28 protein-coding genes and 1 tRNA gene are annotated in these 24,977 nt (G+C 62.2%); 11 read left to right on the top strand and 18 right to left on the bottom strand.

The window, feature by feature from the left end; translation table 11 throughout:
- Positions 1-8 precede the first annotated feature (8 nt).
- Together ACZ7GB_RS10210 and ACZ7GB_RS10205 are read left to right on the top strand one after the other, a co-directional pair.
- Positions 9-1,526, top strand: a complete 1,518-nt coding sequence (locus ACZ7GB_RS10210; RefSeq protein WP_078605849.1) for a heme biosynthesis protein HemY — start codon at positions 9-11, stop codon at positions 1,524-1,526.
- 52 nt (positions 1,527-1,578) lie between these two features.
- Positions 1,579-1,654: transfer RNA gene (locus ACZ7GB_RS10205), tRNA-Thr, on the top strand.
- An 82-nt stretch (positions 1,655-1,736) separates the two neighbouring features.
- Here the strand turns inward: ACZ7GB_RS10205 and ACZ7GB_RS10200 are convergent.
- The 5 genes from ACZ7GB_RS10200 to ACZ7GB_RS10180 all read right to left on the bottom strand — a co-directional run bounded on the left by ACZ7GB_RS10200 (position 1,737) and on the right by ACZ7GB_RS10180 (position 7,625).
- Positions 1,737-2,834 carry a flagellar basal body P-ring protein FlgI gene (locus tag ACZ7GB_RS10200; protein WP_347429224.1) on the bottom strand — a complete coding sequence of 366 codons (1,098 nt, stop codon included), beginning with the start codon at positions 2,832-2,834 and terminating at the stop codon, positions 1,737-1,739.
- Complete coding sequence (locus ACZ7GB_RS10195; protein ID WP_472158565.1) at positions 2,834-3,835, bottom strand: flagellin; 1,002 nt, start codon at positions 3,833-3,835, stop codon at positions 2,834-2,836. The genes ACZ7GB_RS10200 and ACZ7GB_RS10195 overlap by 1 nt, the downstream gene beginning before the upstream one ends.
- A gap of 1 nt (position 3,836) precedes the next feature.
- Positions 3,837-5,291 (bottom strand): flagellar hook-associated protein FlgK, encoded by a 1,455-nt coding sequence (gene flgK / locus ACZ7GB_RS10190; protein ID WP_472158564.1) that lies wholly within the window; start codon positions 5,289-5,291, stop codon positions 3,837-3,839.
- Between the two features lie 30 nt (positions 5,292-5,321).
- Positions 5,322-6,656, bottom strand: a complete 1,335-nt coding sequence (locus ACZ7GB_RS10185) for a flagellar hook protein FlgE (protein ID WP_078541472.1) — start codon at positions 6,654-6,656, stop codon at positions 5,322-5,324.
- Positions 6,657-6,776: 120 nt separating this feature from the next.
- Positions 6,777-7,625: a flagellar motor protein MotB gene (locus ACZ7GB_RS10180; protein ID WP_472158563.1), complete on the bottom strand. Its 849-nt coding sequence runs from the start codon at positions 7,623-7,625 to the stop codon at positions 6,777-6,779.
- A 144-nt stretch (positions 7,626-7,769) separates the two neighbouring features.
- On the opposite strand from ACZ7GB_RS10180, the gene ACZ7GB_RS10175 reads away from it, so the two are divergent.
- Genes ACZ7GB_RS10175 through ACZ7GB_RS10160 form a run of 4 tightly spaced genes read left to right on the top strand, consistent with a single transcriptional unit; the run spans position 7,770 to position 11,592 of the window.
- Entirely contained in the window at positions 7,770-8,384 is a 615-nt protein-coding gene (locus ACZ7GB_RS10175; RefSeq protein WP_244176662.1) for a paraquat-inducible protein A, read from the top strand.
- Positions 8,381-8,995: a paraquat-inducible protein A gene (locus ACZ7GB_RS10170; RefSeq protein ID WP_472158562.1), complete on the top strand. Its 615-nt coding sequence runs from the start codon at positions 8,381-8,383 to the stop codon at positions 8,993-8,995. Before ACZ7GB_RS10175 ends, ACZ7GB_RS10170 begins: the two co-directional genes overlap by 4 nt.
- A complete protein-coding gene (locus tag ACZ7GB_RS10165) occupies positions 8,992-11,016 on the top strand; it encodes a PqiB family protein (RefSeq protein ID WP_472158560.1) in 2,025 nt (674 codons plus the stop codon). The genes ACZ7GB_RS10170 and ACZ7GB_RS10165 overlap by 4 nt, the downstream gene beginning before the upstream one ends.
- Before the next feature lie 12 nt (positions 11,017-11,028).
- Positions 11,029-11,592 carry a PqiC family protein gene (locus tag ACZ7GB_RS10160; protein WP_168174018.1) on the top strand — a complete coding sequence of 188 codons (564 nt, stop codon included), beginning with the start codon at positions 11,029-11,031 and terminating at the stop codon, positions 11,590-11,592.
- Positions 11,593-11,608: 16 nt separating this feature from the next.
- Here ACZ7GB_RS10160 and ACZ7GB_RS10155 read toward each other — a convergent pair whose 3' ends face one another.
- The 5 genes from ACZ7GB_RS10155 to ACZ7GB_RS10135 all read right to left on the bottom strand — a co-directional run bounded on the left by ACZ7GB_RS10155 (position 11,609) and on the right by ACZ7GB_RS10135 (position 14,616).
- On the bottom strand, positions 11,609-12,142 hold the full coding sequence (locus tag ACZ7GB_RS10155; RefSeq protein ID WP_472158825.1) for a flavin reductase family protein: 534 nt from the start codon (positions 12,140-12,142) through the stop codon (positions 11,609-11,611).
- Between the two features lie 80 nt (positions 12,143-12,222).
- A complete protein-coding gene (locus ACZ7GB_RS10150) occupies positions 12,223-12,690 on the bottom strand; it encodes a DoxX family protein (protein ID WP_472158559.1) in 468 nt (155 codons plus the stop codon).
- Positions 12,687-13,460, bottom strand: coding sequence for an HvfC/BufC family peptide modification chaperone (locus tag ACZ7GB_RS10145; protein ID WP_472158558.1), 774 nt, complete (start codon positions 13,458-13,460; stop codon positions 12,687-12,689). The genes ACZ7GB_RS10150 and ACZ7GB_RS10145 overlap by 4 nt, the downstream gene beginning before the upstream one ends.
- Positions 13,444-14,286, bottom strand: coding sequence for an MNIO family bufferin maturase (bufB, locus tag ACZ7GB_RS10140; RefSeq protein WP_472158557.1), 843 nt, complete (start codon positions 14,284-14,286; stop codon positions 13,444-13,446). The genes ACZ7GB_RS10145 and bufB overlap by 17 nt, the downstream gene beginning before the upstream one ends.
- Positions 14,287-14,343: 57 nt before the next feature.
- Entirely contained in the window at positions 14,344-14,616 is a 273-nt protein-coding gene (locus ACZ7GB_RS10135; protein WP_078522705.1) for a BufA1 family periplasmic bufferin-type metallophore, read from the bottom strand.
- Positions 14,617-14,768: 152 nt separating this feature from the next.
- On the opposite strand from ACZ7GB_RS10135, the gene ACZ7GB_RS10130 reads away from it, so the two are divergent.
- Entirely contained in the window at positions 14,769-15,317 is a 549-nt protein-coding gene (locus ACZ7GB_RS10130) for a sigma-70 family RNA polymerase sigma factor (RefSeq protein ID WP_078522786.1), read from the top strand.
- Positions 15,314-15,943: an NrsF family protein gene (locus tag ACZ7GB_RS10125; RefSeq protein WP_472158555.1), complete on the top strand. Its 630-nt coding sequence runs from the start codon at positions 15,314-15,316 to the stop codon at positions 15,941-15,943. Before ACZ7GB_RS10130 ends, ACZ7GB_RS10125 begins: the two co-directional genes overlap by 4 nt.
- Positions 15,944-15,946: 3 nt before the next feature.
- Here the strand turns inward: ACZ7GB_RS10125 and ACZ7GB_RS10120 are convergent, their stop codons facing one another.
- From ACZ7GB_RS10120 to ACZ7GB_RS10110, 3 genes are all read right to left on the bottom strand, one after another.
- A complete protein-coding gene (locus tag ACZ7GB_RS10120; RefSeq protein WP_472158554.1) occupies positions 15,947-16,732 on the bottom strand; it encodes a 3'(2'),5'-bisphosphate nucleotidase CysQ in 786 nt (261 codons plus the stop codon).
- The gene (locus tag ACZ7GB_RS10115) at positions 16,719-18,068 is read right to left on the bottom strand and encodes a TldD/PmbA family protein (RefSeq protein WP_472158552.1); all 1,350 of its coding nucleotides are present in this window, start codon (positions 18,066-18,068) and stop codon (positions 16,719-16,721) included. The genes ACZ7GB_RS10120 and ACZ7GB_RS10115 overlap by 14 nt, the downstream gene beginning before the upstream one ends.
- A 69-nt stretch (positions 18,069-18,137) precedes the next feature.
- On the bottom strand, positions 18,138-19,628 hold the full coding sequence (locus ACZ7GB_RS10110) for a DUF2125 domain-containing protein (RefSeq protein WP_472158551.1): 1,491 nt from the start codon (positions 19,626-19,628) through the stop codon (positions 18,138-18,140).
- A 118-nt stretch (positions 19,629-19,746) separates the two neighbouring features.
- Here ACZ7GB_RS10110 and ACZ7GB_RS10105 point away from each other — a divergent pair, with 118 nt between their 5' ends.
- On the top strand, positions 19,747-20,364 hold the full coding sequence (locus tag ACZ7GB_RS10105; RefSeq protein ID WP_472158549.1) for an enoyl-CoA hydratase/isomerase family protein: 618 nt from the start codon (positions 19,747-19,749) through the stop codon (positions 20,362-20,364).
- A 60-nt stretch (positions 20,365-20,424) separates the two neighbouring features.
- On the opposite strand, the gene ACZ7GB_RS10100 is transcribed toward ACZ7GB_RS10105, so the two are convergent.
- The 5 genes from ACZ7GB_RS10100 to ACZ7GB_RS10080 all read right to left on the bottom strand — a co-directional run bounded on the left by ACZ7GB_RS10100 (position 20,425) and on the right by ACZ7GB_RS10080 (position 23,285).
- Positions 20,425-20,766, bottom strand: a complete 342-nt coding sequence (locus ACZ7GB_RS10100; protein ID WP_078522711.1) for a DUF2853 family protein — start codon at positions 20,764-20,766, stop codon at positions 20,425-20,427.
- A 100-nt stretch (positions 20,767-20,866) separates the two neighbouring features.
- Positions 20,867-21,046 (bottom strand): TraR/DksA family transcriptional regulator, encoded by a 180-nt coding sequence (locus ACZ7GB_RS10095; protein WP_472158547.1) that lies wholly within the window; start codon positions 21,044-21,046, stop codon positions 20,867-20,869.
- Between the two features lie 9 nt (positions 21,047-21,055).
- Positions 21,056-21,211 carry a hypothetical protein gene (locus tag ACZ7GB_RS10090; protein ID WP_472158546.1) on the bottom strand — a complete coding sequence of 52 codons (156 nt, stop codon included), beginning with the start codon at positions 21,209-21,211 and terminating at the stop codon, positions 21,056-21,058.
- 99 nt (positions 21,212-21,310) lie between these two features.
- Positions 21,311-22,702, bottom strand: coding sequence for an adenosylhomocysteinase (ahcY, locus tag ACZ7GB_RS10085; protein ID WP_472158545.1), 1,392 nt, complete (start codon positions 22,700-22,702; stop codon positions 21,311-21,313).
- A 73-nt stretch (positions 22,703-22,775) separates the two neighbouring features.
- Positions 22,776-23,285 (bottom strand): hypothetical protein, encoded by a 510-nt coding sequence (locus tag ACZ7GB_RS10080; RefSeq protein WP_472158543.1) that lies wholly within the window; start codon positions 23,283-23,285, stop codon positions 22,776-22,778.
- A 130-nt stretch (positions 23,286-23,415) separates the two neighbouring features.
- On the opposite strand from ACZ7GB_RS10080, the gene ACZ7GB_RS10075 reads away from it, so the two are divergent.
- Together ACZ7GB_RS10075 and ACZ7GB_RS10070 are read left to right on the top strand one after the other, a co-directional pair.
- Positions 23,416-24,372 (top strand): glycosyltransferase family 8 protein, encoded by a 957-nt coding sequence (locus tag ACZ7GB_RS10075; protein ID WP_472158542.1) that lies wholly within the window; start codon positions 23,416-23,418, stop codon positions 24,370-24,372.
- Positions 24,369-24,953, top strand: a complete 585-nt coding sequence (locus tag ACZ7GB_RS10070; RefSeq protein ID WP_078541454.1) for an HD domain-containing protein — start codon at positions 24,369-24,371, stop codon at positions 24,951-24,953. The genes ACZ7GB_RS10075 and ACZ7GB_RS10070 overlap by 4 nt, the downstream gene beginning before the upstream one ends.
- The last annotated feature ends 24 nt before the right edge of the window (positions 24,954-24,977 follow it).

Raw genomic sequence — 24,977 nt, 5'->3', positions numbered from 1 at the left:
AGACAGACATGATCTGGTCATTCATCAAAATCGCGCTGTTTCTGATTATCGTCGCCGCGGCGACCCTAGGCCTCGCGCATCTCGCCGAGATGACGGGCGGTCTGCGGATCACGACGCTCGGCATGGAATTCACCTTGGGCCCGCTGCAGGCGGTGATCGCGGCGATCATCCTTTTCATCGCGATCTGGATTGTGATCCGGGTCGTCGGTCTGGTGGTCGCCTTCCTGCGCTTCCTTGCGGGCGACGAAACCGCGATCACCCGCTATTTCGACCGGCATCGCGAGCGCAAAGGCTATCAGGCTTTGTCCGAAGGGCTGCTCGCGGCCGCATCCGGCGAGGGCAAGCTCGCCATGTCGAAAGCGGCGAAGGCCGAGCGCTATCTACAACGGCCGGAGCTGACCAACCTTCTCACTGCGCAGGCGGCGGAAGCCTCGGGCGACTCGAAGAAAGCGACCGAAGTTTACAAACGGCTCCTCGCCGATGACCGCACGCGGTTCGTGGGGATTCGCGGGCTGCTGCGCCAGAAGCTCGAAGAGGGCGATACCGAAACGGCGCTGAAGCTCGCGCAGAAAGCTTACGCGATCAAACCGCGCCACCGTGAAGTTCAGGATACGCTTCTGGGGCTGCAGACTGAGACGGGCGACTGGAAAGGCGCGCGGGAGATTTTGCAGGCGAAGATGCGTCAGGGCGAATTGCCGCGTGACGTCCATAAGCGCCGCGATGCTGTCCTCGCGCTGCAAGAGGCCAAGGGCGTCTGGCAGGAAGGCGCGAGCGTCGAGGCGCGTGAAGCTGCGATTTCGGCCGCCAAAGCGTCGCCCGATCTGGTGCCTGCCGTCGTGATGGCGGCCCGCGCCTATATCGACAAGGGCAAGAAAGGCGCGGCGGAGCGTATCTTGCGCAAGGCTTGGGAAGTGCGGCCGCATCCGGATCTTGCGACCGCTTTCGCGGAGATTACCCCGGATGAGACGCCGGAAGCACGGCTGAAGCGATTCTCGAAGCTGCTTTCGAGCCGTCCCGATCATGAGGAAACCCGCCTTCTGAAAGCGGAACTGAACATCGCGGCCGAAGATTTCCCTGCGGCGCGCCGGGCGCTGGGCGATCTCGTCGAGACACATCCGACGGCCCGATCGCTGACGATCATGGCGGCGGTCGAGCGCGGTGAAGGGGCGGAGGATGTCGTCGTGCGCGGGTGGTTGGCCCGGGCCCTGACTGCACCGCGCGGTCCGCAATGGTGCTGCGACAAATGTCAGAACATTCAGTCCGAATGGACGCCGATCTGTGACAATTGCGGTGGCTTCGACACGCTCAGCTGGCGCGAGCCGCAACAGGCGCAGTCGCCGCTGCCGCATGGGGCGGAGATGCTGCCCTTGATCGTGGGCAAGCCGAGTGCCGAACCCTCGCCCAAGAAAGAAGATGAAGCCGAAGACGCCCCCATTCAGGACGCGGAAATCGTCGATCCGCCGAAGGAGGAAGGCGAGGCTGCAAGTGCATCGAAGGAGACGCAAAGCGGAACTGCGACAGCTTGATCATTTTGGGGCTACACATCCCCGAAAGAGCATGGTAATCGCCCGCCACAGTGCCGGTGTAGCTCAGCTGGTAGAGCACGTCATTCGTAATGATGGGGTCGTAGGTTCGAGTCCTATCACCGGCACCACTTCCTGAAAGTTTAGGCGCAGAGGCGGAACCGCAAGGTTCCGCTTCGCTTGTTTCAGGGCAGTCGTTCTCGAGGCTTCAGATCAATTCACGACAAATTCTGCATGCAACGCGCCCGCGGCATTGATGCTCTTGAGGATGTCGATCATGTCGCGCGGGCTAACGCCGAGCGCGTTGAGCCCCGCGACCAATTCCGATAGCGAGCTGCCCTGTGGGACTTCGGCCATGCGAATGCCTGGCTCTTCTGTGAGAGTCGCCTGCGATCTGGGGACGACAACCGTATCTCCTTGCGAAAACGGGTTGGGCTGCACCACAAGGGGGCTTTCCTCCACTTTGAGGGTCAGATTTCCCTGACTGACGGCGACGCGCGAAATCCGCACGTCTTCCCCCATGACGATCGTACCCGAACGCTGGTCGACCACGACCCGGGCGCGCTGTTCTGGTTCGACACTGAGATTCTCTACCCGGCCGATCGCATGCGCGACCGAGCGCGCGCGGGTCTCGCGAATGTTCAAAGCGACAGTGCCGCCGTCGAGCATTTCCGCGACGCGCCGGCCGTATTCGCGGTTAATCGCGGTTTCAATTCGGCTTGCAGTGGTGAAGTCGGGCTTGCGCAGCGCGAGGCGCACCGTATTGAGGTCGTTAATCTCGAAGGCGATTTCGCGCTCGACGCGCGCGCCCGACGGAATATTTCCCGAGGTCGGAACGCCTTGAGTCACCGAAGCGGCGTTTCCCTGTGCCACAGCGCCGCCGGCAATGATCGCTCCTTGCGCGACCGCATAGATTTCGCCATCTGCCGCTTTCAAAGGCGTCATCACGAGGGTGCCGCCAAGAAGGCTCTTGGCGTCACCAATCGCTGAGACTGTGATGTCGATTTGGCTTCCGGCGCGCGCGAAGGGTGGCAGGCTCGCCGTAATCATCACGGCGGCGACGTTCTTAGGACGAAACTGTTCGCCGGTAACGTTAACGCCGAGCCGTTCGAGCATGTTCGACATGATCTCTTCGGTAAAGGGAGCGTTACGTAACCCGTCACCCGTGCCGTTCAATCCAACGACCAGACCATAGCCGACGAGATCGTTCCCGCGCACTCCGTCGAATTCGACCAGATCCTTAATGCGGATCGGGGCGCAAAGAACGATCTGCGGAAGGAAAACGAGGGCAACTAGCAACCAGCGCCACATCACATGTAATCCGTCATCGAGAGGTTGGAGAGACGGCTTGTCAGAAGATAGAGCGTCTCGATCTGGGAGCGTACCGCTTCGAGCGCGGTTGCTGAGGCGTACGGGTCGGCGCCGATGAGTTTCGTCCGTGCAATTTCAAGGCTGGCGCGTTCAGTATCGTTTCGTGTGGCTGCTGAGGCGACCTTGCCTTCGAACGAACCGACTTCCGCGGCGAGTTCGACGGTTGCGAGAGATCCCGAGTGAATTCTCTCACCCGCTTCCTTCGCAAGCGCACTTCGCTGGGCCAAGTCACCGTCGAACAAACCTCGGTCCAAAAGCGTTCCTATGGCGTAGCCCTTGATCGCATCTTTGACGCCTGGGTCATTTGCGGTGACACCGATCGCGGCGGTTTCGCCCTCTGCGATGTAGAATTTGCCCCTGGCTTCGCCACCTTGATAGGAGGTTGCGCTGAAACCGCTTGGGTCGGCGAACCACGTATCGAGGGTCGCGAGTACATCCGTCGCATTCGTCGCCCCCGAAATCTCCGCAGACAGGGACGTGATAATCGTTTCGGCATCGGGTAGCGGGGTCGTATCTCCTTGATCGCCCGCAAATATGTAGCGTCCGACAGAATTCGTGTTGAGCGTTGCGATCAGCGCGTCGAACTTTTCGGCTGCCGACGCGACGGTCGCGTCGATCATGATCTTGCTGGAAGTGGTGGCGGCGGACATGAGGGCCGTGCTGATGCCGTCGTCGAGGTTGCCGATCCGCTCGAGGCTGCGTTGCATCGCGTCTGCATATTGGCTCGCCTCGGTAGTGGCGAGGTCGAATGCGTCGAACAATCTCAGGCTCCGATCGATCGCGGAGAGCGCGCCGAAGTCTCCGGATACGGCGGCGCCGAGATCGGACTTGATACCAGACGTCACTTCTTGGGTAAGGGCCGCCAATTTCGTATCCAGCGCTGCATTGTGGCGTCGCATCTGGAAATTCAGCGCCATGTCTCCAACAGAGAGATAGTTCATCTTAGATCTCCAGAAGCTGTTTGATCAGTGCATCGACGGTTTGAATGACGCGTGCATTGGCGCTGTAGAGTTCTTCAATTTGCAGAAGTTTCTGCATTTCATGATCAGTATCGACGCCCTCAGCGAGGGCCTGCTCTTTCAATGTGTCGTAGCGGGTCGTCGCATAGGTTTGAGTCGCCTCGTTGCTTTGACGATCGCTCGTGACTTGGGACAAGAAGCTAGCGAATAGCTCCGCGCTTGAATGAAGCGACGGGCCGAAATTTCCGGACGCGGGTGCGGACGCGGTTGTTAACGCTGAGGCGAGTGCGAAAAGATTTTCTGCGTTGCTCACGGGGCCAGGGGTAGATGCGCCGAACCCGTCACGCAGCAGCGAGAGCGAGCCTCCTTGTGCAGGGTCCGCGAGCGGGTTGATGACGATCCGACCGGCGAGGCCTGTTTCGTTGAGCGGGTCGAGCGGGCCCCCGCCATCTGTAAAGAGACCGGCTGCGCCGCCACTGAGTGTTGGGTCGACCGCCGGGTCGCTGACTCTCTCGATCAGGTTGCGGGAGAGTGCGTCGATCTGAACCTGCAAGTTTGGAGCGAGCGTATCACGGATGGCGAAAAGGGCGCCAAGCGTGCCGCCGCCGAAGAACCCGTCATCGTCACTTGAGACGTCGTTTCCGTTGAGCGTCAGGCCTGAGAGACCCCCTCCGTCGTGGGTCATGTCCGGCGTAACGATTCCGCGCGCCGTGAACCCGATCTCCACTGGGTTGCCTTCGAGAAGGACGGCACCGCCTGTGGTGAAGAGTGCGATTTGATCGTTTTCGCGCGGGACTTGGTGGGTGGGGACGATGCTGGAGATCCGGTCGACCAGCGTTTGACGTTGATCCTTGAGCGCATTGGTGTCATGGCCTGCGGCCTTTCCGGCCAGGATCGTTGCGTTGAGTTCATCGACCTGCGCGAGTGCGCCGTTTAGGGCGTCGACCTGCGTCGCGATTTTTCGATCTGCGTCCATCCGGCTGTCCTGCAATTCTGCGGAGAGCGAATTCAGGTGCCCGGTGACCTCGCGGGCGGCGTTTAGCACTGTGGACAGGCGGGCTTCGCTTTCTGGGCGGCTACCAGCTTCGACGAGCGAGGCTTCGAGCTCTGCGAATTTGGAGGATAGGGAGTTCGTATCCTCCGGCGTGCCGATGCGAGCTTCGAAGGTTGAAAGAAAGTCGCCGCGCAGCGATGCGTTTTGGGCCGCAGCATCGGAGAGGCGGAGATCGCTGCGGAGGGTTTCGTTGACGATGCGGTCTACGCTGAGCACGCGAACACCGGCACCTTGCTGGCCGACGACCTGCGCGCCGAGTGAAATCTCGCGGCGCGCGTAGCCGTCGGTGAGCGCGTTGGCGGTATTGGAGGCCACGACCTCGGCCATGCGAGAGGCCGCGGTGAGGCCCGACAAGGCATTGGATAGCGTTTGCGAGATTCCCATCGCGACCTCCCGTCGCCGATCCGATCAGGATCAGCGTTTGATATTGGTGGTTTCCTGCAGCATCTCGTCGACCGTCTGGATTACCTTGGCGTTGGACGAGTAGGCGCGCTGCGTCTGGATTAGGTTGGTCAGTTCCTCTGCGACGTCGACCGTCGAGCCTTCGCGAGCGTAGCCTTCGATCGACCCGGTCGGACCGTCACCGGCATTCCAGAGGAAGAAAGAGCCGGAGTTTGAGGAAACTTCGAAGATCTGATTGTCGAGCGCGATCAGGCCGTTCTGATTGGGAACATCCACGAGGGGGATTTGATAGACCGTGCGGATGAAGCCGGTGTCGTAGGTCGCTTTGATGTAGCCATCCTCATCGATTTCGACGGCCGTGAGGTTGCCGACGGGCGAGCCGTCCTTCGTGATCGATGTCGGGGAGAAACTGTCGGAAAGCTGCGTCAATCCGTTGGTGTCGCCGATCTTGCCGATGGTGACGCTCAACGGACCGCCGGCGACAGAGAGATCGAGCGTGCCGGTCGAGGCATCGTAGGTACCACCTGCGATAACATTGACCGAGGCGAGCGTGCCGCCGCTGCTACGGCTGTCGTCGAAAGTCAGGACATAGCGACCGATAACGCTTTCATCGGTCGCGGGGGTGCCCGGGTCATCGACCGTAGCGCTGTCGCGGATGACCATTGCCCATTCGTTCGATGCGCCGCTGGCCGGGACCGTGGGATGGAACGTGATGTCCAGGGTTTCGGATGTTCCGAGATTTCCGAAATATTCGACAGAAAGCGGCAGCGTGTCACCGGCTGACCCGGCTTCGGTATCTGTCGCGGGCAGGTTGACCCCGAGATTGAGCGTCGTTGTGGGGTCGCCTGCCGTTTGGTTGGCGTTGATCACCACCGGCTCCATCCCGGACATGGTGTCGCGCGCGAAGGTCGGGATGGTGCCATCGGCACTGGCGGGCCAACCGAGCAGAACAAGCCCGGATTCCGTCATCAGTGTCCCGTCGACATCGGTGCGAAACGCGCCGGTCGTGGTCATCTTCAAAGGTTCGTCCCCCGTCGAGTTATCGAGCGCCACGGCCGTCATGACGGGCAGCATACCGCGTCCGGAAACCGCGATATCGAGTGCGTTCGAGGTGGAGACCAGCGAGCCTCTCTCTTCGATGAGGCGACTCGTGGAGGCACGGACACCGCCAGCCGAATAGGAGCCAGTCTTCGCCGCCTGATTGATCACCATGCTTTCGAATTCGGTGACGGCGCGCTTGTAGCCGTAGGTGCTCGAATTCGCGATATTGTCCGAGATCGTGGCAAGACGTGTGGCATTCGCGGCCAAGCCGGCCACGCCCGCATTGAGCGAGGAAGAAATGGACATGGATGCGCCTTTCTGCTGCTGCGTCCGAAGTTCATCCATACCTTTGCGCCCGGGTATTTAAGATCGCCCTAACAGGTCCAGTTTTTTCGATCCGTAGTTACCGCTTCGCTAAGACGCGCCTCACCGGCCATTGCGCAGCACGATCACTTCCAGACGGTTATTGCGCAGGTCCATCGCCCGCTCGACCTTCGGTTTGCGATCGGCGAAGCCGCTGACGCGCTGCATCCGATCGGCCGGAAAACCGGCGCCGTCCAGCAATGTCCGCATCGCTTGCGCGCGTGCGGCGGAAAGCTCCCAGACCGGGTCATGGGCCAGCATTTTCGGGTAGGATCTCGTGTAGCCGTTGATCGCGACATTGTTCGAGACGAGCGAGAAGACCCGCGTCAGGATTTTCGCCAGATCGGGGAGAACCGGTTGCGGCTTGGCCGTGTCGCCCACGAAAAGCGGCGCGTCGGGCAGGTCGGAGATCTCGATGATCAGGCCCTCGTCGGTCACGCGGGTCACGATGTGGCGCGCGAGCTGCTCGCTGATCATCGACTCGCCACCCACGCCCATCAGAGCTTGCTCGATTGCGCGCGCCATCTCTTTCAAACTGGCCGTGTCGCTGTCCTGCGTGTCGTCGGCGGAGTTTTCGCCGCGGGCCTGACGCTCTTCGGTCGGACGTTGCGAGACGGCACCGGTCCCGGTCTGTGCGATCTGATCTTCGGAGAAGACAGAATCCCCGCCGAAGGCGCCTTCGCCGCCACCGGAGATGCGGTTGATCGGGATCGTCGGATTGAAGTAATCCGCGATGCCCTTGCGTTGTTTCTCGGTTGTCGCGTTCAGCAACCACATCAGCATGAAGAAGGCCATCATCGCAGTGACGAAATCGGCATAGGCCACTTTCCACGCCCCACCGTGGTGCCCGTCGCCTGCGACAACCTTCTTACGCTTGATGATGATTGGCGCCGCGTTGTCGCGGTTGCTCATTCCACCACCTCTTTTCACCCGCGTCCGGTATAGTAGGTGCGTGTTAACAGGCGATTGACGGATAAAATGCGAGCCATCGGCCTCTTCCCTTGTCGTGGCGCGGGCAATCGCTAGATTTGGCAGATGAATGGGCACCCGAACACAATGACAGTTGACCCGGCCGATCTGATTGCCTGTCCGCAATGCGACGCGCTCTATCGCGCGACGCATCTGCCCGATGGCAAGCGGGCGACCTGTGTTCGCTGTGGAACGGTGCTGATCTCGCCGCGCGAGAGATCGTTTCTGCATGTCATCGCCTTTTCCTTCACCGGGATGATCCTGATGATCGGGGCGATCTTCTTCCCCTTCCTTGAGATTTCGACTCGCGGGCTGAGCCATGAGAGCTCTATCTTCGGCGTTGCGATGGCATTTTCCGACGGATGGATCGCGCCTCTGGCCTTCTTCGTGCTGTCGATGATCGTGGCGCTGCCGATCTTCCGGTTTGCTGCGCTGATCTACACGCTCTGGCCGCTCGCCAATGGCAAACCCGCCTGGAAACATGCCGCGACGATGTTTCGCCTTGCCGAGGAAAGCCAGCCTTGGGCGATGGCGGAGATCTTCATCATCGGCACGGCGGTGGCGCTGGTGAAACTCGGCGGTCTCGCCAAGGTGTCGCTTGGCCCCGCCTTCTGGGCTTTTTGCGTTCTCATCATCGTGATCGCGCTCAAGAACTCCTTTGTCAGCAAATGGACGATATGGGACGCGATCGAACGAAAATGAATGTGCTGACCGCCACCGATGCCGGATTGATCGGCTGCACTCGATGCGGTCGGGTCTGGACCCCGGATCATGCGCATTGCGAACGCTGCGGCGCGACGTTGCACAAGGTCGACAAGAGCGGGCTGCAGCGCGTCTGGGCGTGGTGGATCGCGGGGCTGATTTTCTACATTCCCGCCAATCTCTACCCGATGCTGATCACGGCGACGCTTGGTCATGAGCAGAAAAACACCATCGTCGGCGGCGCGATGGAGCTGTGGCGGCATCACAATTACGGCGTGGCGCTGATCATCTTCGGCGCCTCGGTGATGATCCCGATCGGGAAATTCATCGCCATTGCCTATCTCGCCCTCGCGGTCGGAAACGAGCGCCGCAAAGGCGGCCCTCCGCATCTGCATCTTTACGAGGTTGTGGAATTCATCGGGCGCTGGTCGATGATCGACGTCTTCGTCGTGGCGATCCTCTCCGCACTGGTGCAGCTTGGTTTCGTGGCCTCGATTCATCCCGGCCCTGCCGCCGCGTCTTTTGCCCTCTCGGTTGCATTCACCATGCTATCCGCCCAAAGCTTCGACCCGCGCCTCATCTGGCGCGGCCCTGACAGAGTGAGTTCATGAACGACACCCCCGAGACCGGCCCGGCCGAGCTGGAAACCTCCAACGCTCCGCGCCCGATCTGGACGCGGCTTTCCGTCGTCTGGATCGTGCCGTTGATCGCCTTGCTGATCACGCTCGGCGTCGCATGGAAGACGGTCTCGGATCGCGGGATGCTCATCCATATCAACTTCAAGGATGCGACCGGGGTCGAGATCGGCACGCCGCTCAAGTTCCGCGATGTCGATGTCGGCAAGGTCGAGAGCGTCTCGTTCACCTCCGATCTGGAGCAGGTGCAGCTGGGCGTGCGCATCGACAACGAGGTGGCGCCTTTCGTCGATACCGAGGCGAAATTCTGGCTGGTGCGCCCCGAAGTGTCGGCGCGGGGTATTCAGAACCTCGGGACCGTGCTGTCGGGCACCTATATCGAGGGCTTCTGGAACAATAAGCCCAACGGCCAGCAGAGCATGTTCCAGGGTCTCGACAAGCCGCCGATCTCCCCCGATCCGACCAAGGGCACCATCATCGAGTTGCGCGCGAAGGATGCGGGCGGGATCGTCGATGGGGCGCCGGTTCTCTATCACGGGCTGACGGTCGGACATCTGCAGAACCTGCGGCTTGATGACGACGGGTCCGGCGTGATTGTAGATGCCTTCATCGAAGCGCCGCATAACAAACTGCTGACGACCCAGACCCGGTTCTGGGACACCTCGGGCTTCTCCGTGAAATTCGACACCTCCGGTCTCAGCCTCGACGTGCGCTCGCTCGCGACGCTTGTGCAGGGCGGGGTGGAATTCGACACGTTCACCAGCGGTGGCGGGATCGTCGAGAACGAACACGCCTTCCGCCTCTACGACGGCAAGGACACCGCGGAAAACTCGGTTTTCCAGTCGGACGTGGTCGATCCGCCGAAATACACGCTGCTGTTCGATGATCCCGTGCAGGGGCTCGAAGTTGGCTCGAAAGTGCAGTTCCGGGGCGTCGAGGCGGGCGAAGTTACCGGGCTTGCGATCAAGATCCGCAAGGACAGCACCGGCCAGAGCTATGCGCAGCAACAGCTCACGATCGCGCTGTCGCCGGACCGGCTCGGCCTGTCCCGCGACGCCGGGGAAGAGGCTGTGACGCAGTTCCTGCAAGGCGAGATTCAAAGCGGACTGAGAGCGCGGATCGCGAATATCGGGCTTCTGGGCGGAACGACGGTGATTGAACTGACCGATGTGCCCGATCTGCCAGACGCCGAGATGAATCTCGACGCCAAACCCTATCCGACGCTCCCGACCGCGCCTGCGGCCGAGAATGATCTCTCGAAATCGGCGCAGGGCGTCTTCAAGCGGATCGAAGGGTTGCCGATCGAGGAGGTGATGAGCTCCGCGATCCGCACATTGGATTCGATTTCGGCCGTGGCCGAGAGTGAAGAAACCCGAAAAGTTCCGGGCGAGTTGTCCGGCCTGCTGGAGCAGCTCAAGACCTTCACGACCGAGCTGAACAAGAAGGATGCCGCGGATAAGACCGTGGCTGCACTCGACCGTGTGACGGAAGCGGCGTCCTCCGTGCTCGAGGAAATCTCGGGTCTCGACGAGACGCTCTCTTCTGCAGATCGCGCCGCGACGGCCATCGCAGATATGCCGCTCAAAGATGTGGGCGATAAACTCGACACGATCCTCGCCAGTATCGACCAGCTTCTGAATAAGCCCGGCACGCAGGACCTACCGCAATCGCTCAACGACACGCTCGAGCAGACCGCGGCGATCCTGACCCAGCTGAAGGAGGCGAATGCGGCCGACAAGCTGAACCAGACGCTCGATGCGGCGCAGAACGCGGCGGATTCGGTGTCGAAAGCCTCGGATCAGCTGCCGGAACTGACGCAAAAACTGCAATCGCTCGTCGATCAGGCGGGGGCTCTGGTGGCGACCTATGGCCGTGGCTCCAACTTCTCGAACGAAACCCTTAGCACCTTGCGCGAGTTGCGTCGGGCGATCTCGAATATCGGCTCGCTCGCGCGTATGATCGAACGCAATCCGCAGTCCTTCATTCTGGGCCGCTGACAGGAGATGACGATGAAAGCTCTAAGCCTGATCCCGCTATGCCTCCTGGGCCTCGCGGCGTGTTCCGATCCCGAGAAGATCGCGCGCTATCCAATTGACCCGCCCACCGCCGAGAAGGCGCTGCCGAACCGGCTGGGCCGGGCCGAGCTGCGGGAAGTGTCGTTGCCTGACTATGCGGGCGGACAGGAGATCGCGTTCCAGACCGCGGACGGGGCGCTGCGGTCGAACCCCGACAATCTCTGGGCGGATGATCCGGCGCGGTCGGTGACGCTGGCGCTGGCGCGGCAGATCTCGTCCCTCTCGGGTGCCACCGTAATTTCCGAACCGTGGCCGCTCGCCGATCCGCCCTCGCGCAAGATCGAGGTCCGGATCGAACAGATGCTGCCGGGCGCCGACGGGCTGCTGCATGTCGCAGGTGTCTATTTCGTCTCGGCGAATGGCTATGAGCGCAGCGGAGACACGGTGCGGCGGTTCGACTTCACGGTGCCGATCGGCTCTCAGGAGCCGCAGGCCATCGCAAAAGCGAACAGCGCGGCGGTGACGATGCTCGCGCGGCAGATCGCTCAGCTACGCTGAAAGCTTGAAACTTTGATCAGCTGCGCTGATCGGGAAGGAAGCGCCCGAACTGGCCGCCTGCGAAAAGCAGCGGATCGGTCCCGGCGCCTTTCACGAAGCGGGTGACGCGACCGATGATGATCGTGTGATCTCCGCCGTCATGGCGCGCCTCGGTCACGCATTCGAACCGGGCGAGCGTGTCGTCGATCAGCGGGACGCCCGACGCGTTCAGCCGGTAGGACAGACCGTCGAACCCTTCGCCGCGCTTGGTGAACCGCTGTGCCAGCGCCTCCTGATCGTAGCGCAGCACATGCACCGCAAAGGCGGGCGTCGCGGTGAAATGCGCATGTCGAAACGAGGAGCGCGCCGCCGACCACAGGATCAGCGCCGGATCGAGCGAGACCGAGGCGAAGCTGTTCACCGTCATCCCGACAGGCTCTGCCGCGTCTTCATGCGCACAGGCGGTCACCACGGTCACGCCGGTCGCGAATTGCGCGAGCGCATCGCGCAAAAGCCGCGTATTCGCCCGGTCGGGCTGGTGGCCGTGGCCCTCGCTCTCGGCGCGGCCCATTGCGGCTTCGATATCGTCGCTTTCGCGCATCGGCTCTCCTTTGCGCTCACACATAATCGTGCAGGCGGGGAGAGCAAGGCTCAGCGTTCCAATCCGATGAGCTTATCGAGAGAAAGCCGCCCGGGGCCCTTCATCAGAACCGTCAGAAGCGCGATGGCCCAAAGCCCATGCGTGACCCACGCGCCGGGATAGACGAAGATCTGGATCACCAGCGTCATCGCCAGAAGCGCGAGCGCCGCGAGGCGGCTGCCAAGGCCGAAGATCAGCAGCAATGGGAAGAAATGCTCCGCGAAGGTCGCAAGCACCGCCGCCCATTCATGCGGAATGACGGGCAGGTCGTATTCGTATTGAAAGAGGGTGAAGGTGGAATCCTTGATCATGAACCCCTCCACCTTGGTCCGCCCGGACATCCAGAATACCATCGCCGGAAAGAGCCGCGCTCCGATCAGAACAACCTCCTCCGGGAAGCGCTGGGCTACATCGGAAAACCGATGATACAGCCGGAATAGACCCTGTTTTGGCGTTTTCATCTCGATCGTATCGGTCATGACTCGTCTCCTGTTTCGATGCCCGCGCCGACGATCAGCGCATTTTCCACCAGCAGCAGAAGCGCTGCATTGAGGTCAAAATCCGCTCCCGCCCGGTCTTGCGCGCGGGCGACGGTTTCACCTGCACAGAGGGCCGAGACGAAGCGGCCGGTCGAGCTACGAACGACGGACGTGATCACATGAGAAATCCCGCGCCGCGCAATCAGCAGCGTCTCCGGTCTCCACTCCTTCGCCCGCGGTGGAGCGGGGCCACCGGGTTGTTGCGAGGCCCAGATCGAACCGGCGGGCGTCAGGAGCTGAAGCACCTGCACCGACGGATGCAGATCGAGGCACAGGTGAGTACCTGCGCGTGTGGCTGTCTCTTGCAGGCGTTCCGGCGCAATAGGCTCTGAATCGGCTGCGTGATAGGCCCGGCTGCGCGCCCATTCGATGCGGGCGACGTCGGGCAGATAGCTCAGCGATTGCAGCGAAGGTTCATCCGACAGATAGGCCGGAAACGCGCCGCCCCAAACGGTCAGGATGGGCGTGCGCGGCGGGTGCTCGGCGATATAGGCCCGGGCGAGCCCCCTGAAGCAATCCGCGCCAAGAAGCCGTTCGATCGCCGGGAAATGCCGCGCAAGCGCCTGTGTCAGCCCATGCGCCACGTTGTTGCGGTAAACGTCGAAGCGGCGCTCGATCTCGGCCGGATCTTGGGCGGTTGCGTTTTGCGGCGCGGGCCCACCGGCGAGACTCTTGCGGAAACCACGGGCGAAGTCACGATGCGAGGGCATGGTGGTCACCCGACAAGATCATCGACGCACGCTCGGCCTCGGCCATCAAACTGGCGAAGTCCGGCACATCATTGTCCCATTCGATAAGGCTCGGTAGCTGCCCGGTTATAGAGACTGTTTCAGCATAAAGCGCCCAAACCGGCTCCGCGACTTCGCGCCCGTGGCTATCGATGAGCAGGGGCCCGGAGGGCAGCTCCTCCTCTTCATGGCCCGCCAGATGGATCTCGCCGACACGGTTCAGCGGGAACGCCTCCAGATAGGCGCGCGGGTCCTGTCGGTGGTTCACGCAGGACACGAAGACATTGTTCACATCGAGCAGCAATCCACAGTCGGTCCGCGTGCTGATCTCGGTCAGAAATTCGGTCTCGGGGATGTCGGAATCGTCGAAGAGCACATAGGTCGCCGGGTTCTCCAGCAGCATCCGGCGGCCGAGATGCTCCTGCACCTCATCGACGTGATCGCAGATCAGCGCCAGCGTTTCCGCACTGTAGGGCAGGGGCAGCAGATCGTGCATCCAGACACCGCCATGGCTTGCCCAGGCAAGGTGCTCCGAGAAGCTCTCGGGGGCGTATCGGTCGCAGAGCTTCTTGAGCCGCGCGAGGTGGTCGCGATCCAGCGGATCGGGGCCGCCGATCGAGAGGCCCACGCCATGCACCGAAAGCGCATAATCCGCGCGCAGCCGTTCCAGCATCGCATGCGGCATGCCGCCCGCGCCCATATAGTTTTCCGCGTGGATTTCGAAGAAACCGAGATCCGGTTTCGTCTCTGTTATGGCGGGAAAGTGCTCTGGCTTGAAGCCGAGGCCCGCTTTGCGTGGCAGTGTCATGGCAGCCTCCTTCGGTGAGGAAACGGGGCGCGCGCCTCTCGCACGCCCCGCTTGGGATCACATCTCCTTGGGTTCGAGCGAGCCCATACCGTGCGGCGTCTCGATCTCGGTGCAGGTGCCCGCCGGGACGAGTTTCCAGGCGTTGCCCTGATAATCCATCGTCGCGGTGCCGGCGCAGGTGGTGCCGGGCCCGGCGGCGCAATCGTTCTGCCCGGCCATCGCGACGCCGTAGCATTTCTCCATCGCCTGATCTTCGGCATGGGCGGCGCTGGCCAGCCCCATCGCGCAGGTCAGAGCAGTTGCAAAGCCAAGGGTGGTTTCGGTCTTCATGGTAGTCTCCCTGATTGGTTGGGACCGTTGCGGTCCTGATCACCCTTCGCGTCAGGTCACGGCCGCGTTACGCCGATCACGCCAGCGTGAACGAAAAAGTTTTTCGCTCTGGCTGTAACGAAGGCATGATCGCGAACGAAAGGATGGCGATGATGCATGATCGGCGGGCAGATTGGTCGCAGCTCCTGCGGGCTGCGAATGCGGGCGACAAGCGCGCCTACGGTCTGTTCCTGCAGGCCGTGACCCCGGTGTTGCGGTCTGTTGTGCGGGCGCGCGGTGCCGGGCTGTCCGAAGCTGATTGCGAGGATGTCGTGCAGGAGGTGTTGCTCGCGATCCATCTGAAGCGTCACACGTGGCGCGAGGATGAGCCGGCGGCGCCGTGGTGCTACGCGATCGCCCGGCACAAGGTGGTCGACGCCTTTCGGAAGCGGGGGCGACGTATCCATCTTCCGGTGGAGGATTTCGCCGAGATGCTGCCCGCCGCTCCAGAGGCCGATCCCACGGAAAAGGCCGATATAGAGACGTTTTTGACCCATCTCGAGCCCCGCGCCGCGCAGTTGGTGCGCGCTATCGGGCTCGAAGGGAAGAGCATCGCGGAAACCGGCGATGCGTTAGATATGAGTGAGGGAGCGGTGCGCGTGATGCTGCATCGCTCGTTGAAAAAACTGGCCGCGCTTCGCGAGAGGCTGATCGAGATATGAAAACCGAAGACCTGATATCCGTATTGCAACAAGACACGTTGCCCGATCCGCGCCCGAAGCAGGTGCTTGGCCGCTGGCTTGTGCCGGCGCTTCTGCTGTCGGCGCTGTTCGTGATTTCGGTCTATGGGCTGCGTTTTCCGCTGCAACAGACCCTTATGACGCCGGAAATCGCCCCGAAATTCTACCTGCCGCTGGTCTTGGCCGTGCTCGTGACCCCGATGGCGGTGCGCCTGGGGCGGCCCACGGCGAAGGTTTCGACCGGGTGGCTCTGGATCTTCCCGGCGATCGGGGCAGCGCTTTTGGCCTATGCCTTCCTGACCACGCCTGACGGCCAGCGCATGTCGGATTTCGAGGGCGAAACGATCCTGCCCTGCCTGATCTCCGTGCCGATGCTGTCCCTCCCGGCGCTGGGTGCGCTCCTTATCAGCCTGCGCAAAGGGGCGGTGACGCGCCCGGCTCAGGCCGGGGCGCTGGCGGGGCTCGCTGCCGGGGGTATGGGCACCGCGATCTACGCCCTGCACTGCACCGAGGACAGCCCGCTTTTCTACGTCACTTGGTACGGGGCCGGGATCGTCGTGGTGATGCTTGTGGGGGCTCTGATCGGGACGCGCGTGCTGCGCTGGTAGACCCTAATCCGGCCAGAACGCCAGATTTTCGATGAATTTCTCATGCAGGGTCGGGTTGGCGACGACCAGCCCGCTCGATTGCGGCGGCGACCGGTTGAACCGCAGCGCGCGGCCGTTGCGATCGGTGGCGAGCAGCCCCGCGCGTTGCGCGATCAGGCTCGCCGCGGCGATGTCCCACTCCCATGCCGGGCGCAGCGAAATCGTCGCATCGAACTGCCCTTCCGCCACCAGACAGAGCCGCCATGCCAGCGAGGAGCGGAAATGGCGCTGATAATCCGGCAGGCCGTGGCGCCAGAAGCTCGGATTTTCGGAGAGTTTCGAGGTCAGCACCGTCGCGCCGGACAGCGCATCTTGTGCACCGGGGCGCAGGGGCTCGCCGTTCAGGGAGGCCGGACCGTCGATTGTCGCGGAATAGGTGAGATCGTGCACCGGCAGATGCACCACGCCCGCAATGACCGCGCCATCGCGCACCACGGCCAAAGCGTGGGCGAAACCACCGTCATGAGCAAGGAACGCACGCGTGCCGTCGATCGGATCGACGATGAAGGTCGAGCGCGCCTCGAGACGCGCCGGATCGTCGGTGCTTTCCTCCGACAGCCAGCCGTAATCGGGCCGGGCGCCGCGCAGGCGCTCTTCCAGCAGCGCATTCACCGCCAGATCGGCCTCCGAGACCGGACCGGCCCCGTCGCCTTTGTCCCAAGCTTCGGGCGCCTTTTTCCAATATTTCAGGGCAAGCGCACCGGCCTCTTTCGCGGTCTCGATCAGAAGGGGAAGATCAGTCTCCGGCAAGCGTCATTCCTTCGAGGAGAAGCGAGGGCACGATATGGCTCAGATGCATCCGCGCGTCATTCGCGGGCCGGATGCTGCGGAGCATATCGCGCAGGTTGCCCGCGATGGTGCATTCATTGACCGGATAGACCGGCTCGCCGTTTTCGACCCAATAACCCGAGGCCCCGCGCGAATAATCGCCCGTATTGGGGTTGATCGTGGCCCCGATGAAAGAGGTTACGAGAAGCCCGGTGCCCATCTCGGCCATCAGTTCCTCGCGCGTCTTGTCGCCCTGCGTCAGGGTCACGTTGCCGATGCCGGGCGAGGGCGGCGAAGAGGTGCCGCGGCTGGCATTCGCCGTCGATTGCAGCCCCAGCTTGCGCGCGCAGGCGAGGTCGAGCGTCCAGCTTTTCAGCGCACCATTCTCGACGATGGCGCGACGCGCGGTGGCCAGCCCTTCCGCGTCGAAGGGGCGCGAGCCGGAGACGCGCTTGCGATGCGGCTCCTCGATCAGCGACAGGCCTTCGGGCAGAACTTGTTCGTCCAATGCGTCGCGCAGCCACGAGGCGCCGCGACAGATCGCCTGCCCGTTCACCGCCGACAGAAGATGCCCGATCAGGCTGCCCGAGACGCGTTCGTCGATCAGCACCGGATAGGCACCGGTTTTCGGGCGGCGCGGATTGGCACGGGCCGCGGCGCGTTCGCCCGCCAGACGCCCGATCTCTTGCGCGCTGGGCAGATCGGACTGGAAAATGCGGCTTTCGGCGGCCCAGTCCCGCTCCATCCCCAGCCCCTCGCCGGAAATCGCGACGGCCGAGACGACGCGCGAGCTGCGATCATAGCCGCCCGCGAAACCGTTGGAGGCCGCGACATGGACGCGCCGATAGGAATAGGCGGCGGAGGCGGATTGCACCTGGGCGACGCCGTCGACGCCAAGCGCCGCGGCCTCGGCCTCTAGCGCGTCACTTTGCAGCGCCTCGGCGGAGGGCTCGGCGCTCGGATCGGCCAATTCCATGCCGTCGGCATCGCGGCGGTCGGTCAGCTGCGACGGATCGGCGAGGCCGATGAACGGATCCTCCGGCGCTTCGCGGGCCATCGCAATCGCGCGCTGCGCCATTTCCTCGAAGGTGCGGGCGGAAATATCGGAGGCGGACACGCAGGCCTGTTTGCCGCCGAGAAGGACACGCAGCCCGATCTCGACGCCCTCCGACCGCTCGGCCTGTTCGAGACGGCCTTCGCGGACATCGATCGCGACCGAGCGCCCATCGACCGCAATGGCATCGGCGGCAGGGGCACCTGCGCGCTTCGCAGCCTCGAGCAGCGACTGGGTCAGATCGGAGAGGGAGGGCTTGGTCAATTTACACCTCGTGAGAAAAACGAAAGCCGCCCGGAGACCCGGACGGCTTCTCGCCGTGGGTTTCAGTCTTTACTGGACGCGTTGGCCGTTGACGAGGATTTCCCCGCCATCCTGGAACTCGACCTGCGACTCGTAGGCATCGTCGCCCGTGGGCTTGGCGTAGAGGCCGAGCATCATCCGCCCGAACATGATCTGATCCTGCGGCACGAGCCCCATCGCAACCAGCTTGTCCATAAGCGCGTTAGCTCCGGTCAGCGTCAGGTCGATCTTGCCCGTGGGCATCGGCATCGGCCCGCCATTCTTCAGCTCGAGCGCGCCTTTGCCGTTCAGATCGGCGCCGACCATCGACAGCTTGATGTTGTTGATGTCGACGGTGTCGACCTGCATCGGCGGTGCGTCCATCGCGGCGGCGGCCGGGCTGAACAGGTCCTCGGAGAGCTTCATCTTGCCCGAGAGATCGACCTGCAGCGTTGCCGGGTCATGGGGCAGATCGCCGTTCGGATCGAACATGGCCCAGATATTGTCGGAGACCGTGACGCCGTTGAAGCCAAGCTTCGCCTTGTAGTCCTGCGCCTCACCGGATTTCGCGACCGGCATCGCGAAATTCATGTCCGCCGACTGGATATCCGCGGTGATCGGGAAGGGCAGTTCGGGCGTCGTCATCTCGATATGGCCGTTATTGCTCTGGCCACCGAAGGACAGGCCGTCCTTCGACATCGCGATATCGAGTTTACCGCCCTGATCGGTCGTCTTCTGATCGACCTTGCCGTCGGGACCGTCGGCACTCACCGTCCAGTTCGAGCCGGCATAGGTCATCGCAAGATCGAGGTTCGCCCCGGCGTTGAGCGCCTCGTCGAGCTTCTCGGAGTCGATGCCCTTGGGCATCGCGAACGTTCCTTCATAGGCGAGGTCGTTCATCTGGCCGTTCATGTTGAACGTGCCGCTGCCCTCGGGATCGGCACCCGATGCGGTCAGGTCGAGCGTTCCGATGGACATCTTGGAATCGACCGAATGCATGTCGCCATCGACAACGTGGTAATTGCCCTTGGTGTTCTCCAGCGAGAAGTACATTTTGACCGGCACGTCCTGCCCCTCGGCGGTGACGGTCTGGTCGAGATCCATCGTCATCTTCGGCGCGTCGATATCGTAGGTCAGATCGCCCGGCGACCCGGAGACGATGACCTTGCTGTCCGTCTGGGTCATCGTCATCTTCATGGCGATGTCAGACGTGTCGGTGCCCGGCTTGCCGGTCATGTCGCCGGTCATGGTTTCGGGGAAGACGGTCTCCACCGTGCCGTCGCCAAGATCGCGCAGCTTGAGTTCGGGCACGTCGAGCGTGAGGCTCATATTGTCGACATTGCGGACCATCTTCACGTCGGAGACGGTGAGCGTGTCGCCCTCGCGGTTCTGGCTCCCGACCATCACCTCATAGCCGTAGGTCTGGTATTCGGATTGCCACGCCTGCCAGACCTGCTCTGCGGTGACATCCGCAAAAGAGGCCGTGGTGGACAGCAGCGAAACCACAACGGCGCCGGAACCGACGGTTTTGAGCCATGCCATAAGAGGGGTACCTTTCCACTGAGAACCAAGTCGCGCCATCCTCCTTTGGGTCAGGCCGATGGTCAAGCCTTCCCGGGGCTGCTAGACGGGTTTCACGGGAGTTGTGAGGAGGCTGGGAATGATCCGCCACGAGATCGAGAACGGGCTGTGGCGTGTGACCATAGACCGGCCTGAAAAAGCCAATTCGCTGACCGGCGCGATGCTGGGAGAGATCGCCGATCTGGCCGAACGTGCAGGGCGTGAAGAGGCGCGGGCTTTCGTTCTGAGCGGGAATGGCAAGGTCTTCTCCGCCGGCGCCGATCTGGACGAGGCGAAATCCGGTACACTGGCGACCGATCCGGTCTGGGAGCGGCTTTCGGGCGCAATCGCATCGCTGCCCTGCCTGACGATCGCGGCGCTCAATGGCACGCTGGCCGGGGGCGCTATGGGAATGGCGTTGGCCTGCGATCTGCGGATCGCCGTTCCGGGCGCGAAATTCTTCTACCCGGTGATGAAGCTCGGCTTCCTGCCGCAGCCCTCGGACCCTGCGCGCATGGTCGCGCTGGTGGGACCCGCGCGGGCGAAGATGATCCTGATGGCGGGGCAGAAGATCGAGGCCGAAGAGGCGCTGAGCTGGGGGCTGATCGACCGGATCGTGCCGCGCGAGGCGCTGGACGAGACGATCGAGACGCTGACCGCCGATGCGCTGGGCGCGCAGGCGGTGCATGTCGCCGGGATCAAGGCGCTGATCCGCTAAAGCGAACGGCCCGGACAGGCCGGGCCGTGGGTCGTCATAAGCTGCGCGAGGTGCTCGCGATCAGGCGTAGACGCTTTCTTTGCCGAAATGCTTGGTGAGCATGTAATAAATCACGGCGCGATACTTGTTGCGCTCGGACCGGCCATAGGTCTCGATCACGCTGTCGATCGCATCCATCAGCGCGGGGCTGTCCGAGAGGCCAAGCTTTTTGACGAGGAAGTTGTCCTTCACGGTCTCAAGCTCTGCCTTGTCCGTCGCCGCGACGGTCGAAGAATCCGCATTGTAGATCGAGGGCCCGCAGCCGATCGTTACCTTGGTCAGAAGATCCATGTCCGGGGTCATGCCGCATTTGGATTTCAGATCCTCGGCGTATTTTTCAATCAGCTCGTCTCTTTTACCCATGTGTCCCACCTATCAGGTTGCTCTGCCCAGAAATGAAGGCAGGCGCAGGGTAAGCCGAGATAGTGAAATTACAAAGCGTAAATCCTGGGACGCGCGCGCCTCAGCCTCCGCCGCGACAGGAGACGCATTGCGTGAAGGTCGGGTCGAGTTCGAGGCGCTTCTCGGGGATCGGCTCGCCGCAGCTGTCGCAATAGCCGAATTCGTCTTCCGCGATGCGCTGGAGTGCGGCCTCGATCGCGGTGATCCGGTGCTGACGGCGGCCATCGACCGCATTGGCCATCGCCTGGTTCTACAGCGCATCCATACGCGACAACCGCCCGACGCTTTGCTGATCCAGCTCGACGGGTTTGCGGGTCTGCGCGGTATCCTGCGACGCGCTGCGCAGCTCGGCCAGTTCCGCCTCCAATTGCGGTTTGAACCGCGCGGCAAGGTCTTCGGGTGTCATCGCTCTCCTCGTGTCCCGAGGAAAACCGATCATGGTCTGCGTTGCACGTAAAAAGGCCGCACCCTGCGGCGCGGCCTTTGAAATCGCGATGCGATCGGGTCAGTAGCGGTAATGCTCGGGCTTGAAGGGCCCTTCGACCGTGACGCCGATATAGTCGGCCTGATCGGGCTTGAGCTGGGTCAGCTTCACGCCGATCCGCTCCAGATGCAGGCGGGCGACCTTTTCGTCGAGATGCTTGGGCAGGATGTAGACGCCCGGCGCATAGTCCTCGCCCTTGGTCCATAGCTCGATCTGCGCCAGCACCTGGTTGGTGAAGCTCGCCGACATCACGAAGCTCGGGTGGCCGGTGGCGTTGCCGAGGTTCAGCAGGCGGCCTTCCGACAGCAGGATGATGCGCGAGCCCGAGGGCATCTCGATCATGTCCACCTGGTCCTTGATGTTGGTCCATTTGTGGTTCTTCAGGTTCGCGACCTGAATTTCATTGTCGAAATGGCCGATGTTCCCGACGATCGCCATATCCTTCATCTCGCGCATATGCTCGATTCGGATGACGTCCTTGTTGCCGGTGGTGGTGATGAAGATGTCGGCGCTGTCGACGACGTCTTCCAGAACCACGACCTCGAACCCGTCCATCGCGGCTTGCAGTGCGCAGATCGGATCGACCTCGGTGACCTTCACGCGGGCGCCTGCGCCACGTAGCGACGCGGCGGAGCCTTTGCCCACATCGCCATAACCGCAGACGACGGCCACCTTGCCGGCCATCATCGTGTCGGTGGCACGGCGGATGCCGTCCACGAGGCTCTCTTTACAGCCGTATTTGTTGTCGAATTTCGACTTGGTGACGGAGTCGTTCACGTTGATCGCCGGGAAGGGCAGCAGGCCCTTCTTGTGCAGATCGTAAAGGCGATGCACGCCGGTGGTGGTCTCTTCCGAGACGCCCTTGATCGCGTCGCGCTGCTTGGTGAACCAGCCGGGGCTTTCCTTCATGCGCTTCTTGATCTGGGCGAACAGCGCCTCCTCCTCTTCCGAGGTGGGCACTTCGATCAGGTCGGTCTCGCCATTCTCGACCCGCGCGCCGAGCAGGATGTAGAGCGTCGCATCCCCGCCATCGTCGAGGATCATGTTGCAGGTGCCTTCCTCGAACTGGAAGATCTGGTCGGTATAGGACCAGTATTCCGCAAGCGTCTCGCCCTTGATCGCGAAAACGGGCGTGCCGCCCGCCGCGATCGCAGCCGCCGCGTGATCCTGCGTCGAGAAGATGTTGCACGAGGCCCAACGCACATCGGCGCCGAGCGCCTTGAGCGTTTCGATCAGCACCGCGGTCTGCACGGTCATGTGCAGCGACCCCGCGATGCGTGCGCCTTTAAGCGGTTTGCTCTCGCCGAATTCCGCGCGGCAGGCCATCAGGCCCGGCATTTCGGTTTCGGCGATGTCGAGCTCCTTCCGGCCGTAGTCGGCCAGAGCGATATCCTTGATGACGTAATCGGCCATGTGCGGCTCCCAATCTGAATTTGGAAGCTATGTAGCACTGGGACCGTAAAGCGGCAATGAAGGCCGATCACGATCAGGTTGCGGGAAGAATCCCCTCACGATGCAGGAGCGCCACCGGGTTGTTGCCACGCTTCCAATCGGTGCCCGAGGACACGATGCAGGAGACGTTGTCGGCACGGGTATAGACCGCAGTCCAAGTGCCCATGATGCTCGAGGCGTAAAGCTCGACCTTACGGTGATCGCCAAGCTGTTTCGTCATCGCGGGCTTCTCCGCGAAGTCGTGATTGAGCGAGTCCACGAGCTTCGCGCGGTTGTCGCAATAGGGCTGATCGGGGCTTTGCGCCTCGCCGATCGCGGTGACCTTGTCGAATGCCGACAGATCGCCATAGGGAATCTCGGACGGAATATCTTCCATCGGGCGACCGTCGCCCTCGTAGCCATCCAGCATGACCTGCCGCGCCGATTCAACTTGCGGGGCGGGCGTCACAGCCTCGTCGCTGCGTACGGCGGCGATGGCAATGGTAGCGGGGATCGAGATAATCGCGATCCCGGCAGCAAAGAACGTAGTTTTCGAGGTCTGCATTTTGGCGTCCCCTTTTTCTCTCCGTGTCAACCCAAGAACACACTCCGCGCGAAAATGTTCCTCAATCTGTGGCGTTTACAGCTGCAATGGCTTTGGCTAGTCACAGATACGCGCTGCATGAGAGGGGCGAATGGAGATCAATCTGGCCTGTTCGAAACCTGCGCAGCACCGCTCTGCGATCGCGTTTTGCTGCGATGACGCTTACCTGCCTTATGCCGCGCATGCGGCGGGACAGATCGCGCAGCTTCACCCGGATCGGGATTTCGATATCTGCATCGTCAGCGCCGAGCCCGTGACGCTTCCGGCGTCGCTCGACGGTTTGAACCTGCGGCTGTGCAGTTTCGATCCCGACCTAATATTTTCGGGGTTCTCGACCGATCGCGGGCGCAGTTCGGCCATGTATATGCGGCTGATGCTGCCGCAGATTTTCGCAGATGATTATGACCGCATTCTCTATCTGGATGCCGATATTCATGTGGAAAGCGGCGATCTCTCGCGGCTGCTGACGGTCGACCTCGGGGAGAAGCCGGTCGCGGCAGTGCGGGATAATCCGCAATGGCGGACGCCCTCGCGGATGCCGGAGGATTTCAAGGATTTCGATCTAGAGAATGCCGCCTATTTCAATTCCGGCGTGCTGCTGATCGATGTGGCGAACTGGAACGCTCAAGGCATTCTCGACGCGGCGCTGAGCTTTGGAGAAAAGAACGGCGCCCGCCTGCGTCGGAATGATCAGACGCTTCTCAATTGCGTTCTGTATCGCAACTGGGCGGAGCTCGGCCCGATGTGGAACTGGCAATATACCCCGGCTTCGCGGCTGCATGAGGCGATGGTCAGCGCGCATATCGTGCATTTCATCGGCCCGTCGAAACCGTGGAAAGCGCGACCGGAAACGCTGCCGCCCCGGTTCGGGCGGGCTTTGCGCCATTTCTGCGCCGCGCATTTCCCGGAACGGCGCTTCGATATTCCCGACGGCCCCGGGCCGGGCAGTAAGCTGATGACGAAAATGCTCGTCCGGCACCTCATCAACAGAAACAAAATGGCGCGCTATCTCGCGCGCTTTCCCGACGACTATACGGTGATCACATGAAACGCGCTTGGCAAAGGATGCTTTCGGGGCGCAGGCTCGACCTGCTGGACCCGACGCCCGTCGATATCGAGATCGAGGATATCGCGCATGGTCTGGCTTTCGTGGCGCGCTGGAACGGGCAGACTTTCGGCGACTGGCCCTATTCCGTGGCCGAGCATTCGTTGCTGGTGGAGCAGATTTTCTGCCATCAGAATCCGAAGATCGCCGCGAAATGGAAATTGGCGGCGCTTTTGCATGACGCGCCGGAATATGTGCTGGGCGATATGATCAGCCCGGTGAAGGCGGCGATTGGCGAAGGCTACGGCACGCTCGATGATCGGCTAATCGCGGCGGTGCATATACGCTTTGGTCTACCCGCAGCGCTCCCGGTGCGAATCAAGCGTGCGATCAAAAAGGCGGATATCGTCTCGGCGCGGTTGGAAGCCGAACAGATTGCCGGGTTTTCCAAGGTTGAGGCCGACAAGGTTTTCGGAAAGCTCGCGCCCGAATATGCCGAAACCTTTAAAATCCATCTGCGACCGCCGTCGGAGGTGCGCACGGATTATACCGCACGCCACGAAGCGCTTTTGTCAGAGCTGTAATACGAGTGTCTGCAATTCCAGCAG

The sequence above is a fragment of the Thioclava sp. PTB-PU3-1 genome, assembly GCF_055666785.1.
The sequence above is the reverse complement of the archived record's forward strand: the minus strand, read 5'-3'. Positions and strand labels throughout refer to the sequence as shown.

Bases quoted from the DNA above. Each gene is read 5' to 3' on its own strand.
- ACZ7GB_RS10130 (WP_078522786.1), top strand. From the start codon at position 14,769: ATGCATGATCGGCGGGCAGATTGGTCGCAGCTCCTGCGGGCTGCGAAT.
- ACZ7GB_RS10200 (WP_347429224.1), bottom strand. From the start codon at position 2,834: ATGTGGCGCTGGTTGCTAGTTGCCCTCGTTTTCCTTCCGCAGATCGTT.
- ACZ7GB_RS10105 (WP_472158549.1), top strand. From the start codon at position 19,747: ATGATCCGCCACGAGATCGAGAACGGGCTGTGGCGTGTGACCATAGAC.
- ACZ7GB_RS10170 (WP_472158562.1), top strand. From the start codon at position 8,381: ATGAATGTGCTGACCGCCACCGATGCCGGATTGATCGGCTGCACTCGA.
- ACZ7GB_RS10175 (WP_244176662.1), top strand. From the start codon at position 7,770: ATGACAGTTGACCCGGCCGATCTGATTGCCTGTCCGCAATGCGACGCG.
- flgK (WP_472158564.1), bottom strand. From the start codon at position 5,291: ATGGGAATCTCGCAAACGCTATCCAATGCCTTGTCGGGCCTCACCGCG.
- ACZ7GB_RS10180 (WP_472158563.1), bottom strand. From the start codon at position 7,625: ATGAGCAACCGCGACAACGCGGCGCCAATCATCATCAAGCGTAAGAAG.
- ACZ7GB_RS10210 (WP_078605849.1), top strand. From the start codon at position 9: ATGATCTGGTCATTCATCAAAATCGCGCTGTTTCTGATTATCGTCGCC.
- ACZ7GB_RS10125 (WP_472158555.1), top strand. From the start codon at position 15,314: ATGAAAACCGAAGACCTGATATCCGTATTGCAACAAGACACGTTGCCC.
- ACZ7GB_RS10080 (WP_472158543.1), bottom strand. From the start codon at position 23,285: ATGCAGACCTCGAAAACTACGTTCTTTGCTGCCGGGATCGCGATTATC.
- ACZ7GB_RS10070 (WP_078541454.1), top strand. From the start codon at position 24,369: ATGAAACGCGCTTGGCAAAGGATGCTTTCGGGGCGCAGGCTCGACCTG.
- ACZ7GB_RS10095 (WP_472158547.1), bottom strand. From the start codon at position 21,046: ATGGCCAATGCGGTCGATGGCCGCCGTCAGCACCGGATCACCGCGATC.
- ACZ7GB_RS10075 (WP_472158542.1), top strand. From the start codon at position 23,416: ATGGAGATCAATCTGGCCTGTTCGAAACCTGCGCAGCACCGCTCTGCG.
- ACZ7GB_RS10195 (WP_472158565.1), bottom strand. From the start codon at position 3,835: ATGAACTATCTCTCTGTTGGAGACATGGCGCTGAATTTCCAGATGCGA.
- bufB (WP_472158557.1), bottom strand. From the start codon at position 14,286: ATGACACTGCCACGCAAAGCGGGCCTCGGCTTCAAGCCAGAGCACTTT.
- ACZ7GB_RS10185 (WP_078541472.1), bottom strand. From the start codon at position 6,656: ATGTCCATTTCTTCCTCGCTCAATGCGGGCGTGGCCGGCTTGGCCGCG.
- ACZ7GB_RS10135 (WP_078522705.1), bottom strand. From the start codon at position 14,616: ATGAAGACCGAAACCACCCTTGGCTTTGCAACTGCTCTGACCTGCGCG.
- ahcY (WP_472158545.1), bottom strand. From the start codon at position 22,702: ATGGCCGATTACGTCATCAAGGATATCGCTCTGGCCGACTACGGCCGG.
- ACZ7GB_RS10145 (WP_472158558.1), bottom strand. From the start codon at position 13,460: ATGCCCTCGCATCGTGACTTCGCCCGTGGTTTCCGCAAGAGTCTCGCC.
- ACZ7GB_RS10110 (WP_472158551.1), bottom strand. From the start codon at position 19,628: ATGGCATGGCTCAAAACCGTCGGTTCCGGCGCCGTTGTGGTTTCGCTG.
- ACZ7GB_RS10100 (WP_078522711.1), bottom strand. From the start codon at position 20,766: ATGGGTAAAAGAGACGAGCTGATTGAAAAATACGCCGAGGATCTGAAA.
- ACZ7GB_RS10160 (WP_168174018.1), top strand. From the start codon at position 11,029: ATGAAAGCTCTAAGCCTGATCCCGCTATGCCTCCTGGGCCTCGCGGCG.
- ACZ7GB_RS10155 (WP_472158825.1), bottom strand. From the start codon at position 12,142: ATGGGCCGCGCCGAGAGCGAGGGCCACGGCCACCAGCCCGACCGGGCG.
- ACZ7GB_RS10090 (WP_472158546.1), bottom strand. From the start codon at position 21,211: ATGACACCCGAAGACCTTGCCGCGCGGTTCAAACCGCAATTGGAGGCG.
- ACZ7GB_RS10150 (WP_472158559.1), bottom strand. From the start codon at position 12,690: ATGACCGATACGATCGAGATGAAAACGCCAAAACAGGGTCTATTCCGG.
- ACZ7GB_RS10165 (WP_472158560.1), top strand. From the start codon at position 8,992: ATGAACGACACCCCCGAGACCGGCCCGGCCGAGCTGGAAACCTCCAAC.